We start from the raw sequence: 14,069 nt of genomic DNA on the forward strand, positions 1-14,069 counted from the left end.
TAATGAATAGAGACGGTTATGAAAGTTAAACGCTTTTTTGCTCCGGATATGAGACAGGCTATGCAGAGAGTCAGGGACGAGATCGGCCCGGATGCTGTTATTGTCTCGAATCACCGTGTGGCAGGCGGCGTTGAAGTCGTTGCCGCCCACGAACATGAGTATGAAGCCGCACAGCAGGCGTTTAAGCGCAAACGGGCGGTGGATAACTCCCGCAGTGAAAACCCGCAGATGCAGCAGCGTGTGCAGAGCAATCTGGCAGAAGAGCTACGCAAGGTGCAGGCACGGATCGCTACCGCTCAGGAAGGTGTGCCGGAACCACGACAGAAAAATCGTCAGTTGGATGGCGATGATGACGAGTTGAGTGAGATTCTGGATACCCTCAAGCGTCGTCAGCGTGGGCGGGTTCAACCGCCCCCCAGGGTCAACAGTGCTTCGGAAATGCATAGATCCCCGGAAACACACAGTGCGCCGGAAAAAATGGCTCAACCCCGGCTGGACCCTACTCGTCAGGAACGGACGTTTCAGTCGCCTGCAGATTCGTCACAGCGGGAGGGGGAGACGCGTGAGACGATCGATTCTCTGCGACAGGAGATCGAGTCGTTAAAAAGTATCCTCAGCCGGCCCCGTGAGCGCGAACCGCAGGAGGATGATTTACCGGCCTTCTCTGTGCCGCCGGAGTCTGATCTGTCTGAACCCGCTGCGCCGCGTACACAGCGCCCCCGGCATGAATATGCCGACTCGGCGGTAATCAAGGTAGAGCGCCGTCTGGAACGGATCGGTTTAGGGCCACAGATTTGCCGCCAGTTATCAGCTACGGTGGCTGACGATGATGAACTGGATGATGCCTGGCGCTCAGCGCTGACCCGTTTTAGCAATAATATCCCGGTAATGGATGAAGATTTTGTAGAACGAGGCGGGATGATCGCTTTTGTCGGACCGACCGGGGTGGGTAAAACCACGACAATTGGCAAACTGGCCGCGCGCTATGTGCTGAAACATGGCAGCTCCAGTGTTGCCCTGGTGACCACCGATTCATACCGGATTGCAGCCCATGAGCAGTTGCTGACATTTGGTCGTATATTGGATGTACCGGTGCGGGTGGTTGATGAGAAGAATAGTCTGGACGAGGTGCTGCTGTCACTTCGCAGTAAACGTCTGGTGCTGATCGACACCGCAGGTATGAATGCCCATGAACCGCACACTCAGGCGCAGCTGAATATGCTGGAAGATGTTTCTGTGCGGTTAAAAAAACTGTTGGTGCTCTCCTGTTCAAGTCAGCGGCATGTCATTGAAAGTGCTTATGAGACTTATGCACCGCTGGGGCTGAGTGGCTGTGTTCTGAGTAAACTGGATGAGTCTGGTAATCTGGGTGAAGCGCTTGATCTGGTGATGGAGAATGGGTTGTCAGTCAGTTATGTAACAGATGGGCAACGGGTGCCAGACGATATCGATGTGGCCCATAAGAAGGATCTTGTCAGTCGTGCGGTGATCACTGCGCAAAAGGCGACCCGCAGTCGTCGGGTATTCCACCAACACCAGCAGGAGCGGCTGGCCAAAGATGAACATTGGGAGAGCTGAGTTGTTAGCAGATACAGGAAGCCACAATGGGTAGTACTCGGCCGGTTAAAGTGATCGCTGTTACCGGAGGCAAGGGTGGCGTAGGCAAAACCAATGTCTCGGTCAATATGAGTCTGGCTCTGGGGGAGATGGGGCATCGGGTGGTGTTGATGGATGCGGATCTGGGACTGGCGAATGTTGATGTCTTGCTGGGCGTAAAGGCGAAGCGCAATATCACTGACGTGCTGTCCGGTGAGTGTGGTCTGAAAGATCTGCTGATCGAAGTGGATACCAATGTGCGTATAGTCCCGGCGGCTTCAGGTACGCAGGCGATGACCTCGCTCAGTGTCCATGAACACTCAGAGCTGATTCACGCATTCAGTGAAATTGCTGATGACCTTGATATTCTGGTTATTGATACTGCTGCAGGCATTTCTGAGGCGGTGGTCAGTTTTGTTAAAGCGGCTCAGGATGTTGTGGTGGTGGTATGCGATGAGCCCACCTCAATTACGGATGCCTATGCTTTAATGAAGTTGTTGAACCGGGATTACAAAATGACCCGCTTTCGGGTACTGGCAAATATGGTCAGGTCTGAGCAGGAGGGGCGTAATATGTATAACAAGTTGCTGACAGTGACCGACCGCTTTCTTGATGTAACCCTTCAATACCTGGGGTCAATCCCTTATGATGAAGCGGTTCGAAAAGGGGTGAAGCAGCAACGTGCTGTTTTAAAAGCGTTTCCGCAGAGTAAGGCCGCCCTGGCGTATAAGCAGCTGGCGACTAAAGTTGATAGCTGGCCGGTGTCCTCGAGCCCCCGGGGACATCTTGAGTTTTTTGTTGAGCGCCTGGTGACCGGTGCATGAATGAATTAGCAGAGAAGTGAAGAATCTCTATGTATAACCCGCGTCAGTTTCAGTCGAGTCAGGAGATTATTGAGCAGCATAGCACGCTGGTTAAGCGTATCGCTCATCACCTGTTGGCGCGGTTACCAAGTAATGTCGTGCTGGAGGATCTGATTCAGGCTGGAATGGTGGGCTTGCTTGAGGCAGCAAAAAAATATGATGCCAGCAAGGGCGCCAGCTTCGAAACCTATGCCGGTATTCGTATTCGTGGTTCGATTATTGATGAGGTTCGGCGGGGGGACTGGACGCCCCGCTCGGTGCACCGTAATGGCCGTCGGGTATCCGAAGCGATACAGGCGATTGAGTCGCGTACTGGCAGAGATGCCCAAGATGGGGAGGTTGCTGCGGAACTTAATATCAGTGTGACCGAATATCATGCATTATTGAAAGACTCGGCCGAGAGTCGCCTGTTCAGCTTTGATAAGCTTACCGGCCCTCAGGATGAAGGACCGGGAGAGGGGATCGCCAGCAATGAACCTGATCCTTCGGAAGAGTATGAGCAAAAAGATTTTATAAAGGCGATCGCCCGTGAGATACAGGGGCTTCCTGAACGTGAAAAGCTTGTGTTGTCACTGTATTACGATGAAGAGCTGAATCTCAAAGAGATCGGTAAAGTGCTTGGTGTCAGTGAGTCTCGGGTGAGTCAGATACATAGTCAGGCGGCATTACGGTTGCGTAGTCGTTTAAAAGAGTGGCGGTGAATGCAGCAGAGAATAGCTGAAGCCATTGTCGCCGTTAAAGTGAGTGTTAGGAGGGATTGTCTTGAATAAAGACATGAAAATTCTGGTAGTAGATGATTTCTCAACAATGCGCCGGATTATTAAGAATCTGCTGCGGGATCTGGGGTTTAGCAATATTGTTGAGGCTGATGATGGTGCGACAGCGCTGCCTGTGCTTAAAGCGGGCGGCATCGATTTTCTGGTGACTGACTGGAATATGCCAAAGATGTCGGGTATCGATCTTCTGAAAACGGTTCGCGCCGACCCTGAACTGCGCCATATCCCTATTCTGATGGTGACCGCTGAAGCTAAGCGGGAGCAGATTATTGCTGCGGCGCAAGCGGGTGTGAACGGTTACATTATCAAGCCTTTCACTGCTGCCGTTCTGAAAGAGAAAATCGATAAGATATTTGAACGCCTTCAGGGCTAGGAGGCGTCTATGTCTGACTTTGATATATACCGGGATCAGCACCGTTTTGAAGCCGAATTGCAGGCCCGCGCCGAACAGCTGGTTGAGCTGCTGAGTCGGGGGGAACTGCCCCAGGCGATGGAGCTGGTTCAACAGCTGAATGAGATGCGTCATCAGGCTTTATATCATGAGGTGGGGACGCTTACCCGGGCGGTTCATAATGCGATTGTTGGTTTTACTGAAGATGTTAGCTCCACTGAGCTGTTACAGGATTCTAAACAACATATCGCCTCTATCACGGATGCCAGTGACCGCTTATCCTATGTTATTGAGCTGACCGAGAGTAACGCTCATAAGACTATTGATGAGGTTGATGAAGCGTTACAGCAGGTCAGTCTTATTGAAAAAGGGTTCCTGCGTCGTCAGGAGCTGATCGAAGAACTAGCGGCGTTAAAAGATGACCATCCAGCGCTACAGGCTCTGTATGACAAAGCCTGCCGCTATGCTGATGATCACTCTGCATCACTGGCCTCGCTGAAAGAGCGCCTGACCGGCATATTACTGGCGCAGGAATATCAGGATATTACCGGGCAACTGATCAAACGTGTTATCCAATTGGTTGCCGATATCGAAGATAAACTGGTTGGATTGATGGAAGTGGCTGCGCGGGTGAATAACCTTGGCGCGCTCCCGGTCGCACAGCATGACTCTTCGGAGACTGAAACTGAGCAGACGAAGGGTGCGTCAGAGGTTACAGCGGAAGGGCCGCAAATGAAGGGCCGCAATCAAGGGGAGGTCGCATCCAGTCAGGATGATGTTGATGATCTCCTGTCCAGCCTCGGCTTTTGAAGGGTATAACAGATGTCTTTGAATGTTGATCAGGAAATACTGGAAGATTTTTTAGTTGAGGCCGGGGAGATTCTGGAACTGCTGTCCGAACAGCTGGTTGACCTTGAACAGCACCCCGAAGACCGGGAGCTGTTAAATGCAATCTTCCGGGGTTTCCATACAGTTAAGGGCGGCGCTGGCTTTCTTCAGCTTGACCCGATGGTTGATTGCTGTCATAGCGCTGAAAATCTGTTTGATCAGTTGCGTAATGATGCACTTAAAGTTTCTTCAGAATTGATGGATCTGGTGCTGCAGGCATTGGATTCAATTAACTCAATGTTTCAGTGTGTTCAGCAGGGCGAGTTTCCCCAGCCAGCTGATCCGCAACTGCTGGCCGGTTTGAATGCGATGGCGTCGGGGCAGGCCACTGCAGCGCCGACACCTCCTCCTGCGGTTCCGGAGGCAGATGCTCCGCTTCATAGTGATGCAGAGGTCAGCGCTGAATTTGAATCACTGATTTCCGGCCTCGATGCGACTGCCGGAGCGAAAACAGCGGGGGACTCTGATCTGATCACTGAGGATGAGTTTGATGACCTGCTGGATCAGCTGCATGGCCCCCACGGTGCTCCGGGTGTCGCTCCAGCAGCACCAGTGTCTGATCTGATTACAGAGGATGAGTTTGATAGTTTGCTGGATTCGCTGCATGGCCCCAACGGTGCGCCGGGCCTCAGTTCGGCAGATAACAGCGCCGATGCCGAGTTTGATCAGTTGCTGGGGGGGGGCTCCCCTGCCATTGCTGAGACAACAAACTCGGCACCGGCCGCCGCGCCTGCCGCTGATCTGATCACTGATGATGAGTTTGAGAATCTTCTGGATGATCTGCAGTCCAAAGGTGAAGGCGCTTTCGCGGCGGTTCCGCCCCCCGCGGCTACTCACCCCCCCGCGGCTACTCACCCCTCCGAGACTCCCCAGTCCGACCTTTCCGGGGCGGCGAAGCCTCAGGCAAATAAGCCCGTTGCCGAAAGTAATGTCCGGGTTGATACCCGTTTGCTGGATCAGATCATGAATATGGTGGGTGAGCTGGTGCTGGTGCGTAACCGTCTGGTTCGTCTGGGAGCCGAACTGGATGATGGGGATATGGCAAAAGCTCTGGGTTCACTCGATATGGTGACGGCCGATCTGCAGATGTCGGTGATGAAAACCCGCATGCAGCCGGTTAAGAAGGTTTTTGGTCGTTTCCCGCGTCTTGTCCGGGATCTCTCCCGTCAGCTGCATAAAGAGGTTAATCTTGAGCTGCGGGGTGAAGATACTGATCTGGATAAGAACCTCGTTGAGGCGCTGGCTGATCCGCTGATTCACCTGGTCAGAAATGCGATCGATCATGGTATAGAAGAGCCCGAGGTTCGTGAGAGAAATGATAAACCCCGGGAGGGGCACGTGCTGCTCTCTGCTGAGCAGGAAGGTGATCACATCCTCCTGATTATTGAAGATGACGGTGCCGGTATGGATCCGGATAAACTCAGGGCTCTCGCTGTCAAAAGAGGGATGCTGGATCAGGAGGCCGCCGCCCGTCTGAGTGATCATGAGTGTTATAACCTGATATTTGCTGCCGGGTTCTCCACCAAAGAGCAGATCTCTGATGTCTCGGGTCGAGGTGTGGGAATGGATGTGGTAAAAACCAAAATTTCCCAGCTCAATGGTAAACTCGACGTCGATTCAACCCTGGGGATGGGTTCGCGAATCGAAATTCAGGTACCGCTGACACTGGCGATTATGCCGACGCTGATGGTGCTTCTGGAAGGTCAGGCATTCGCGCTGCCGCTGGTGAATGTGAATGAGATTTTCAATCTCGATCTGACGCAGATTAATATGGTCGATGGTCAGCAGGTTATTATTGTTCGTGATAAAGCGATGCCGCTGTTTCATCTGAAACGCTGGCTGATGAAAGGGTTTGAGAAAGATCCTCTGCCACAGAATGGTCATGTGGTGATCACCAATGTTGGTACGATGCAGGTTGCATTTGTCGTCGATCAGTTGGTTGGACAGGAGGAGGTTGTTATCAAGCCGCTGGGCTCTATTTTGCACGGTACGCCGGGACTGTCCGGAGCGACTATTACGGGGGATGGTCGGATCGCTCTGATTGTCGATATTCCAAGCCTGCTGAAGGCATATGCTAATTGAGCATAATGTTTTTACTGCAGGCCTATACTGGATAACTGTATGGCAGTTCGAGTTTTAGTCGTTGATGATTCGGTGTTTTTTCGCAACCGGATTAAGCAGATACTGACCCATCACCCTGATATTGAGGTTGTTGATACCGCCAAAAATGGTACAGAAGCGGTCGCTAAGGTAAAGCAACTGCACCCCGATGTGGTGACGATGGATGTAGAGATGCCGGAGATGGACGGTATCACTGCGCTGAAGCAGATTATGGCTGAATGTCCCTGTCAGGTGGTGATGCTGTCTTCATTGACCCGCCGCAGTGCAGCAGTCACCCTTGAAGCCTTAGCGTTAGGGGCTGCCGACTATATGGAAAAAGATGCCCGGCAATGGCTCGCGGGCAGCGGTGGCGATGATGTGGAAAAGGAGCTGGCAGCAAAAATTCTGGCGCTGGGTGGGCGTAAACCTCGTCCTGGTCTGAACAGCCGCTCCGAAGCGGTAGCGCAACCGGCTTCTGCCCTGCGCTCACCGGTCTCTGCCGCTGCGCGGCCAAAACCCGCTGCTTCCGCAACTGATACTGCAGGGGGGCGGTCGGGCAGATCGGATGTGAAGGTCAGAATTCCGGACTGTGGAATTGTGACTATTGGCTCATCGACAGGCGGACCCGCTGCACTACAATTTATCCTGACTCAGATTCCCGCTGATTTTCCGGTGCCGATACTGATCACTCAGCATATGCCGAAGGCATTCACCTCGGTCTTTGCTAAACGACTTGATGATCTGTGCGCGGTCAGGGTTAAGGAAGCCGAGAATGGTGACAAGTTATTTGCCGGACATGTCTATCTGGCGCCGGGTGGTCAACAGATGATTCTTGACCCGTCCAATTCAGGCAAGCTTATTATCCGCGAAAGTGACGAGCGGATGACCTATAAACCGAGTGTCGATCTGACGTTCGCATCGGTAGCAAAAGGTTATGGCCGCAGAGCGGTGGCGCTGGTGCTCACAGGAATGGGCGCGGATGGCTGTGATGGCGCCCGGTTATTGAAAAAAGCAGGGGCAACTGTCTGGGCGCAGGACAAAGACAGTTGTACTATCTTTGGTATGCCAAAAGCCGTGATTGAGGCGGAACTGGCAGATGCAGTATTGAATCTTGAAAACATCCGGCAGCTGTTTAAGCATTGGGGACATTGATGAATCTGGTAAGTATTAGTGGAATACTACTGGCAATCATAGCAATCGTTGGGGGGAATTATCTCGCCGGAGGCGCCTTCGATGAACTGCTCAATATTCCCGCCCTGCTGATTGTTGTGGGGGGCACGTTTGCGGCTGTCTTTGTTCAGTCGTCGCCAACCGAGCTGTCGCGCGCGATCACCCTGTCGGGGTCGGTGTTTGGCCATCATGATCAGAATTATCGTGAGGGTATAAACCATATTGTAAGCTGGTGTGTCATTGCCCGTCGCAAAGGTCTGCTGGCACTCGAGGATGAAATCAGCAAGCAGCAAGACAGTTTTGTACGTAATGGCTTGCAGATGCTGGTTGATGGACGCACCCCGGATGTTATCCGTTCTACCCTGGAGACAGAGCTGGTTAGCCGTGAAAACCGGGATCTTCAGGCGGCAAAGGTACTTGAAAGTATGGGGGGCTACGCGCCCACAATGGGGATTATCGGCGCCGTATTAGGGCTGATTCATGTGATGTCAAATCTGGCGGATCCGGCAAACCTGGGGTCAGGCATCGCTACGGCGTTTGTGGCGACCATCTATGGTGTGGCGATCGCCAACCTGCTGTTCCTGCCACTGGCAAATAAGATTCGCTCGATGGTACTGAAGCGGTTTTATTTTCAGGAGATGATGCTGGAGGGATTGCTGTCAATCGCTGAAGGCCAGAACCCCCGGATTATCCAGCTTCGGTTGCAGGGATATCTGGAGCAGGGGGCGTAGAGTGTCCAGGCGCAGAGTTGAAGAACAGGATCTGCATTCGCAGCGCTGGGTAATCTCCTATGCCGACTTCATTACCCTGTTATTCGCTTTTTTTGTTGTCCTGTATGCAATATCTTCGGTCAATGAGGAGAAATACCGGCAGGTCACCGAATCATTTGCCGGGATATTCTCCGGTCAGGATGGGGCTTTGCACCCTCCGATTGGTGGTAAGTCTGACAGCGATCCTGCGGGGATCGGTATTTTTCAGGGTGGGGAGTCCAGCAAGGAAAACCCGACAGTAAAAATCATCCCGCCAAAACCGGAAAACAGTGCGGCATTGAAAGCGATTGGCGAGCAGATGCAGATGCAGTTTAAAAAACTGATCAGCAGTGGCAATGTCGCCGTGCAGAGTAATAACCTCTGGGTCGCACTGGAACTGGGGGCTAACCTTGTATACCCTGAAGGCGGTGCACTACCGGCAATCACAACAGATCCCGTCTTTGAGCGGGTGGCTAAAATACTCAAACAGTATGACAATCCGATCCATGTAGAGGGGTATACCGATAATCAGTTTATCTCTTCAGATCAGTATCCCTCGAACTGGGAACTATCTGCGGCGCGGGCTGCGGGTGTTGTGCGTATTCTGGAGATGAATGGCGTAAAACCCCAGCGTATGGCGGCCGTCGGCTTTGGCGAGTATCAGCCGCTTGCCGATAACGACACAGAGAGTGGTCGGCGGGTGAACCGCCGAATTGTGATTGTGGTTACCCGGGATCGTAAGACGCAACGGGTCGTGTCAGCGTTTGGTAGTGAGCAGGTCAGTGAAGATGCTATCAGAGGTATTTTGACTGAAAGTGGTCTGCCCGAGTCGGCGATTGAGCCGGTTAAAGATGAACAGGGGCGGGTAACCTTTCGCCGTAAGGAGGCAACTCAGCCTCTGGATACAGAAACATTAACGTCACCGGAGAGCTTCTCTCCGCAGACACAGGAGTCACCGCAGTAATGCAGGTATGGGCGGTAGCCAATCAGAAAGGTGGAGTGGGCAAAACCACAACCGCAGTCTCACTGGCCGGTTTATTGGCTGATGCGGGACAGCGTGTGTTACTGGTGGATCTCGATCCCCACGGTTCGATGACCAGCTATTTTAAGTATGATCCGGATGAGCTGGAAAACAGCGTCTATGATCTGTTCCAGCCGGGCAGCGAAGTGGACATGAAGCTGCTGGAACCGTTATTGATGCCGACTTCAAACAGAGGTATCGATCTGATTCCGGCCACCACTGCACTGGCTACGCTGGAGCGTAAGTCAGTAGGGCAGGAGGGGATGGGGCTGCAGGTCGCTAAGGCTTTACGGTTAGTAAAAGATCGCTATGACTATGTGGTGATCGATAGTCCGCCGGTGCTGGGGGTGTTGATGATCAACGCACTGGCCGCTTGCGGTCATCTTTTGGTGCCGGTACAGACAGAGTTTCTGGCGTTGAAAGGGCTGGAGCGAATGTTGCGCACCATTACGATGATCAACCGGGCAAGAAAACGTCAGTTGACCTATACCCTGATTCCAACGTTCTATGATCGCACAGTTCCTGCCTCAGTCAGCTGTTTGCGGGAGTTGCATCAGCGTTTTGCTGAAAATATTGCAGCATCGGTGGTGCCTGTGGACAGTAAGTTTATTACTGCCAGCGCTAAAGGCATAACCCCATCAGAGATGGATCTGACGATGCCGGGTGTGCAGGCATATATCCGCATTTTACGCGGTCTGGCGGAGCGGAGCAGAGGATGAGTGAAGAGCAATTGAACCGGCAACAGCAGTTGGTAAAAGAGTATCTTGATGCGTTATTGAAGGATGACCAGTCTCCATTCAGTATTGAAGCCGAGCTGGCGTTGTCAGAAGAACAATCCGACGATCTGATTGAAACCCCGTTGGTTGCATCGGAGCTGCCAAAAGCGGGCCCGGAGCTGGAAGAGGTTGATCTGGATGATCTGGAAATATCGCTGGATATTCAGTCGGATCATATCGCAGCTGAGAAGTCGGAGCCTGAATCAGGGGCAGCATCGCAAACTGCAATTGAATTGGCCCCCGGAGCTGTTTATTCCTCTGTATCTGATGCTGATACCGGAATGACCACTGAACAACAGACTGAACCTGCTACAGAGACTGCGGCGGAACTGGCCCCCGAGCTTGTCTATCCTACTTCCAATGTAAAACAGGCCCCAGAGCATTCAGATGATCTCCTGTCAGAGGCAGCAATTAATCCTGTGGCAGACAGTCTGATAGAGACTGTTCAGGATGTTGTTGAGTCGGATCAGTCTGTGCTGCCTGAATATGCAGCGATTGAAGAGCCTTCTGCGCCAGAGCCTGCACCAGAACCGGAACCTGCACCTGAGCCAGAGCCTGCGTCAGAACCAGAACCTGCGCCAGAACCGGAGCCTGTGCCAGAACCGGAACCTGTGCCAGAACCGGAACCTGCGTCAGAACCAGAACCTGCACCAGAACCGGAGCCTGCGCCAGAACCAGAGCTTGCGCCAGAACCCGAGTCTGCGCCAGAACCCGAGTCTGCGTCAGAACCAGAACCTGCGCCAGAACCGGAGCCTGCGCCAGAACCAGAGCCTGTGCCAGAGCCTGTGCCAGAGCCTGTGCCAGAGCCTGTGCCAGAGCCTGTGCCAGAACCGGAACCTGCGCCAGAACCGGAACCTGCACCAGAGCCTGCGCCAGAACCGCAACCTACGCCGGAACCTGCACCAGAACCAGAGCCTGTGCCGGAACCTGCGCCAGAACCAAAGCCTGCACCAGAACCCGTGATTAAAGTGGATTCTGAGCCACTGCAGTGCTTGCTGGTCAAGATGTATGGCGTGAAACTGGCCCTGCCGGTTAAATATCTGCAGGGGGCGCATGATCTCAGTTCTATGAATCTTGAGTTGAGTGCTGACGCTGACTGGATTCTGGGTAATTATGAAGAATCGGGTAAGTTGGTTCGGGTTGTGGATACCGGCATGTGGATTATCCCCGAACGGTATGAACCGGATAAAGCGGCCTATACCGAGCTGGTTAAGTTCAGGGATGTTTGCTGGGCGGTGACAATCGATACCATGATTGGTGCTCAGGAGATCGCTCCGGATCTCATCACCTGGAATAAAAACCCTCAAAGCCGGCCCTGGTTGCTGGGTACCTGTATGAAGTATCAGTGTGCTGTAGTCAATATTCCGGCGTTGCTGCACGGACTGAATACAGCCCTGAACTCGTAAGGAGATAGGATGATCTGGTTAGCTCTGGCGGTGGTCGCCATCGTTTCATGTGTATCGATTGGCTACTCAGTCCACGCCCGCCGTCAGTTACAACAGCATCAGCGACAGTATGAAGCGCTGATCAATGTGCTGCGTAATGAGATTCAGGCCCTCACCAGTAGCTCTATCGGCATGGGACACCGTCTGATGGATGTGGAAAATAAGCTCAATATCACCGCTGAAAAACAAGAGGAGCTGGCCAATCGTGATCCGGGAGTACTGGCTTACAATCAGGCCGCCCGGTTAATGGAGATGGGGGCCGATGTAGATGACCTGGTTAAGAATTGTGGTATCGGGCGGCCTGAAGCTGAGCTGATGGCGTTGTTGCACAAAGAGATTGCCGCTCCGGATCGTCATAACTGATCAAATGTATCTCTCCGAGGGCTAGCCGTTTTTTAGCTTGTATGTGAAGGCGATGATCTCTGCAATGGCGCGATAGAGACTTTCCGGTATCTCATCGCCCAGCTCCAGGCGTAATAAAACCTCCACCAGTTCCGGACTTTCGTGGATGTGCACGTCATGTTCCCGGGCCAGCCGGATAATCTGTTCAGCGATAACTCCCTGTCCTTTGGCGGTTACCTTTGGTGCACCCTGATGATCATAATTCAGGGCGATCGCCTTCTGATACTGTTCTGTTTTTTTGTTCACATCTACTCCGTTTCAGGTGACCACATCGATGAGTTGTTCCACCTGATTGACCGGTTTTGGGGCGGTGCCCTCGCTGCAATGGATTGAGTTAATACTATATCCCTGCAGGTGTAACTGGCGATTGAAGTCCGGTAATTTATCGCTCAGCTGTTCGGCGGTTGCTGCCAGGCTACACCAGAAATGTGCTGTGATCTGATGTTCCTGTTCCAGCACCAGTTCTGCATCAACGCTGCCCTGCTCCTCGAGATCGAAGTGAAGCCTGACCCGCCAGAGTCGTTGCCACTCATCTGCAGAAAGTTGTTTGCGGTGTTCCGATATTTTCAGTTCAACATTATCCAGTCGCTCCCCATTTCTGACTGGCAGGTCAAGGGCAAAATAGCGTTCCAGACCACCATCGCTGTTGATGCGGGTATTCTGAATACTTTCCAGCTGGTTACCGGTCACCCGGTTCAACAGTCCTTTCACCAGTTCATGTAACTGCTGTCGCGCCTGTTCCGGTAGCCGGTCTGCCTGACGTAAAAGCTGATTCAGTTGATGCTTCATCTCTCCGGCTGGGATCTGACTGCGGGGATCGGCGAGGTTACGCTCAGTGAACAGACCGCCATTTAGCAGGTTTTGCTGGATGCCGGACTGCCCCGCAGCGGCAGACTCCGTCTTGACCCCAAACAGGTTGATCAATGAGCTGATAATACTGTTTATCGGGCTTTTCTCACCGCCGGCACTATTGTTTAGCTGCTGCAGCTTTATCAGGCTGTCCGCCACAGGCTGTTGCGCCGGTAAGACATAGCGTAATGCATCGGTGATACTGCGGTTAAGATTCTGATTCTGTAGCGGCGATGTTAACGGATGGATCTGCACCTGATCAGAGGCGGTTCTGATCAGGAGTACCTTGCCATCAAAGGGGGGCGGTTGTTGCAGGGTGAGAGGCAGTGTCCGGCCATTAATACTGGCAATCAGATTCCCCTCACCGCTTCCGGTTCTGATCGCTACAGAAAGATTGGCCAGCACCGGCTGATTCAGTGGCAGTAAGCGGTTCAGTCCCGGTAATGAACGGGCCGGGACAGTCGCTGTCGGCGGTTGTGGTGTCTGAGCTGTTGACGTCCCCGGCGGCTGCGGTTGTTGGCTGCGGGGTTCCTGTGGCCCTTGCTGCGTGCGCCCTTTAATCTGTACCACAGGGGGTTGATCCGGGGCGATGGTCTGATGGTTACCAGGCGGGGTTATGGCACCGCTCTGTTGTATCGGCTGGGACTGAGTGGTGGCTGGTTGATTAAGTGTCTGAGTTTGCGTCGTGGGCTGGCCGGCAATATTGCTCAGCAGTAGTTGTCCTGCTGCGGTGCGGGTTAAAGTCGCCGAGCTGCCAGGAGGTAGTGGTTGATTTCCCCTTAGTTGATACAGCTGACTACCAAGCTGCACCTGTAACTTGAACTGATTAGGCTGGGTCGGATCCCCGCTGACCTGACGGATCGTAATCGGAGTCGGCGTATTCAGGGGCAGGGCACGCACAAGTTCTGCTGCCGAAAGCGGTTTTCCGGCGCTGTTCTGCAGATTCTGTATGCTCAGTGGATTCAGCACTGTCGGTTTTCCTGCACAGTTTCAGAGTGGATATAGTTCTTTTGACCGAGTAATGCACTTCGGCTGTTTATTTT

14 protein-coding genes are annotated in these 14,069 nt (G+C 53.0%); 12 read left to right on the forward strand and 2 right to left on the reverse strand.

Annotated features, from left to right (window positions below; translation table 11 throughout):
- Positions 1 to 18: 18 nt before the first annotated feature.
- The 12 genes from flhF (at position 19) to JW499_RS01350 (ending at position 12,138) form a co-directional block, all read left to right on the forward strand.
- Complete coding sequence (gene flhF / locus JW499_RS01295) at positions 19 to 1,578, forward strand: flagellar biosynthesis protein FlhF (RefSeq protein ID WP_205208885.1); 1,560 nt, start codon at positions 19 to 21, stop codon at positions 1,576 to 1,578.
- 26 nt (positions 1,579 to 1,604) lie between these two features.
- Entirely contained in the window at positions 1,605 to 2,420 is an 816-nt protein-coding gene (locus JW499_RS01300) for a MinD/ParA family protein (protein WP_205208886.1), read from the forward strand.
- Between the two features lie 29 nt (positions 2,421 to 2,449).
- Positions 2,450 to 3,160, forward strand: coding sequence for an RNA polymerase sigma factor FliA (locus tag JW499_RS01305; RefSeq protein WP_205208887.1), 711 nt, complete (start codon positions 2,450 to 2,452; stop codon positions 3,158 to 3,160).
- A 73-nt stretch (positions 3,161 to 3,233) separates the two neighbouring features.
- Positions 3,234 to 3,608 carry a chemotaxis response regulator CheY gene (gene cheY, locus JW499_RS01310; protein WP_091361397.1) on the forward strand — a complete coding sequence of 125 codons (375 nt, stop codon included), beginning with the start codon at positions 3,234 to 3,236 and terminating at the stop codon, positions 3,606 to 3,608.
- 9 nt (positions 3,609 to 3,617) lie between these two features.
- On the forward strand, positions 3,618 to 4,436 hold the full coding sequence (locus JW499_RS01315; protein ID WP_205208889.1) for a protein phosphatase CheZ: 819 nt from the start codon (positions 3,618 to 3,620) through the stop codon (positions 4,434 to 4,436).
- Between the two features lie 12 nt (positions 4,437 to 4,448).
- Complete coding sequence (locus JW499_RS01320; RefSeq protein ID WP_205208890.1) at positions 4,449 to 6,596, forward strand: chemotaxis protein CheA; 2,148 nt, start codon at positions 4,449 to 4,451, stop codon at positions 6,594 to 6,596.
- Positions 6,597 to 6,635: 39 nt separating this feature from the next.
- Entirely contained in the window at positions 6,636 to 7,766 is a 1,131-nt protein-coding gene (locus tag JW499_RS01325) for a protein-glutamate methylesterase/protein-glutamine glutaminase (RefSeq protein WP_205208891.1), read from the forward strand.
- Positions 7,766 to 8,515 (forward strand): flagellar motor protein, encoded by a 750-nt coding sequence (locus JW499_RS01330; RefSeq protein WP_205208892.1) that lies wholly within the window; start codon positions 7,766 to 7,768, stop codon positions 8,513 to 8,515. The genes JW499_RS01325 and JW499_RS01330 overlap by 1 nt, the downstream gene beginning before the upstream one ends.
- Position 8,516: 1 nt before the next feature.
- The gene (locus JW499_RS01335; RefSeq protein ID WP_091361387.1) at positions 8,517 to 9,497 is read left to right on the forward strand and encodes a flagellar motor protein MotB; all 981 of its coding nucleotides are present in this window, start codon (positions 8,517 to 8,519) and stop codon (positions 9,495 to 9,497) included.
- Entirely contained in the window at positions 9,497 to 10,273 is a 777-nt protein-coding gene (locus JW499_RS01340; RefSeq protein ID WP_091361385.1) for a ParA family protein, read from the forward strand. Before JW499_RS01335 ends, JW499_RS01340 begins: the two co-directional genes overlap by 1 nt.
- Positions 10,270 to 11,736, forward strand: coding sequence for a hypothetical protein (locus tag JW499_RS01345; protein ID WP_205208893.1), 1,467 nt, complete (start codon positions 10,270 to 10,272; stop codon positions 11,734 to 11,736). The genes JW499_RS01340 and JW499_RS01345 overlap by 4 nt, the downstream gene beginning before the upstream one ends.
- Positions 11,737 to 11,745: 9 nt before the next feature.
- A complete protein-coding gene (locus JW499_RS01350) occupies positions 11,746 to 12,138 on the forward strand; it encodes a DUF2802 domain-containing protein (RefSeq protein ID WP_205208894.1) in 393 nt (130 codons plus the stop codon).
- A 21-nt stretch (positions 12,139 to 12,159) separates the two neighbouring features.
- Here JW499_RS01350 and JW499_RS01355 read toward each other — a convergent pair whose 3' ends face one another.
- Both JW499_RS01355 and fliK read right to left on the reverse strand, forming a co-directional pair.
- Complete coding sequence (locus tag JW499_RS01355; protein ID WP_205208895.1) at positions 12,160 to 12,423, reverse strand: EscU/YscU/HrcU family type III secretion system export apparatus switch protein; 264 nt, start codon at positions 12,421 to 12,423, stop codon at positions 12,160 to 12,162.
- Positions 12,424 to 12,435: 12 nt separating this feature from the next.
- Positions 12,436 to 13,995: a flagellar hook-length control protein FliK gene (gene fliK, locus JW499_RS01360; protein ID WP_205208896.1), complete on the reverse strand. Its 1,560-nt coding sequence runs from the start codon at positions 13,993 to 13,995 to the stop codon at positions 12,436 to 12,438.
- Positions 13,996 to 14,069: the final 74 nt, after the last annotated feature.

It is taken from the genome of Amphritea pacifica (assembly GCF_016924145.1).
GTDB classification, from domain to species: Bacteria; Pseudomonadota; Gammaproteobacteria; order Pseudomonadales; family Balneatricaceae; genus Amphritea; species Amphritea pacifica.

What these genes read in the sequence shown, in the direction of transcription:
- flhF (WP_205208885.1), top strand. Translation starts at nt 19, where the DNA reads ATGAAAGTTAAACGCTTTTTTGCTCCGGATATGAGACAGGCTATGCAG.
- JW499_RS01300 (WP_205208886.1), top strand. Translation starts at nt 1,605, where the DNA reads ATGGGTAGTACTCGGCCGGTTAAAGTGATCGCTGTTACCGGAGGCAAG.
- JW499_RS01305 (WP_205208887.1), top strand. Translation starts at nt 2,450, where the DNA reads ATGTATAACCCGCGTCAGTTTCAGTCGAGTCAGGAGATTATTGAGCAG.
- cheY (WP_091361397.1), top strand. Translation starts at nt 3,234, where the DNA reads ATGAAAATTCTGGTAGTAGATGATTTCTCAACAATGCGCCGGATTATT.
- JW499_RS01315 (WP_205208889.1), top strand. Translation starts at nt 3,618, where the DNA reads ATGTCTGACTTTGATATATACCGGGATCAGCACCGTTTTGAAGCCGAA.
- JW499_RS01320 (WP_205208890.1), top strand. Translation starts at nt 4,449, where the DNA reads ATGTCTTTGAATGTTGATCAGGAAATACTGGAAGATTTTTTAGTTGAG.
- JW499_RS01325 (WP_205208891.1), top strand. Translation starts at nt 6,636, where the DNA reads ATGGCAGTTCGAGTTTTAGTCGTTGATGATTCGGTGTTTTTTCGCAAC.
- JW499_RS01330 (WP_205208892.1), top strand. Translation starts at nt 7,766, where the DNA reads ATGAATCTGGTAAGTATTAGTGGAATACTACTGGCAATCATAGCAATC.
- JW499_RS01340 (WP_091361385.1), top strand. Translation starts at nt 9,497, where the DNA reads ATGCAGGTATGGGCGGTAGCCAATCAGAAAGGTGGAGTGGGCAAAACC.
- JW499_RS01345 (WP_205208893.1), top strand. Translation starts at nt 10,270, where the DNA reads ATGAGTGAAGAGCAATTGAACCGGCAACAGCAGTTGGTAAAAGAGTAT.
- JW499_RS01350 (WP_205208894.1), top strand. Translation starts at nt 11,746, where the DNA reads ATGATCTGGTTAGCTCTGGCGGTGGTCGCCATCGTTTCATGTGTATCG.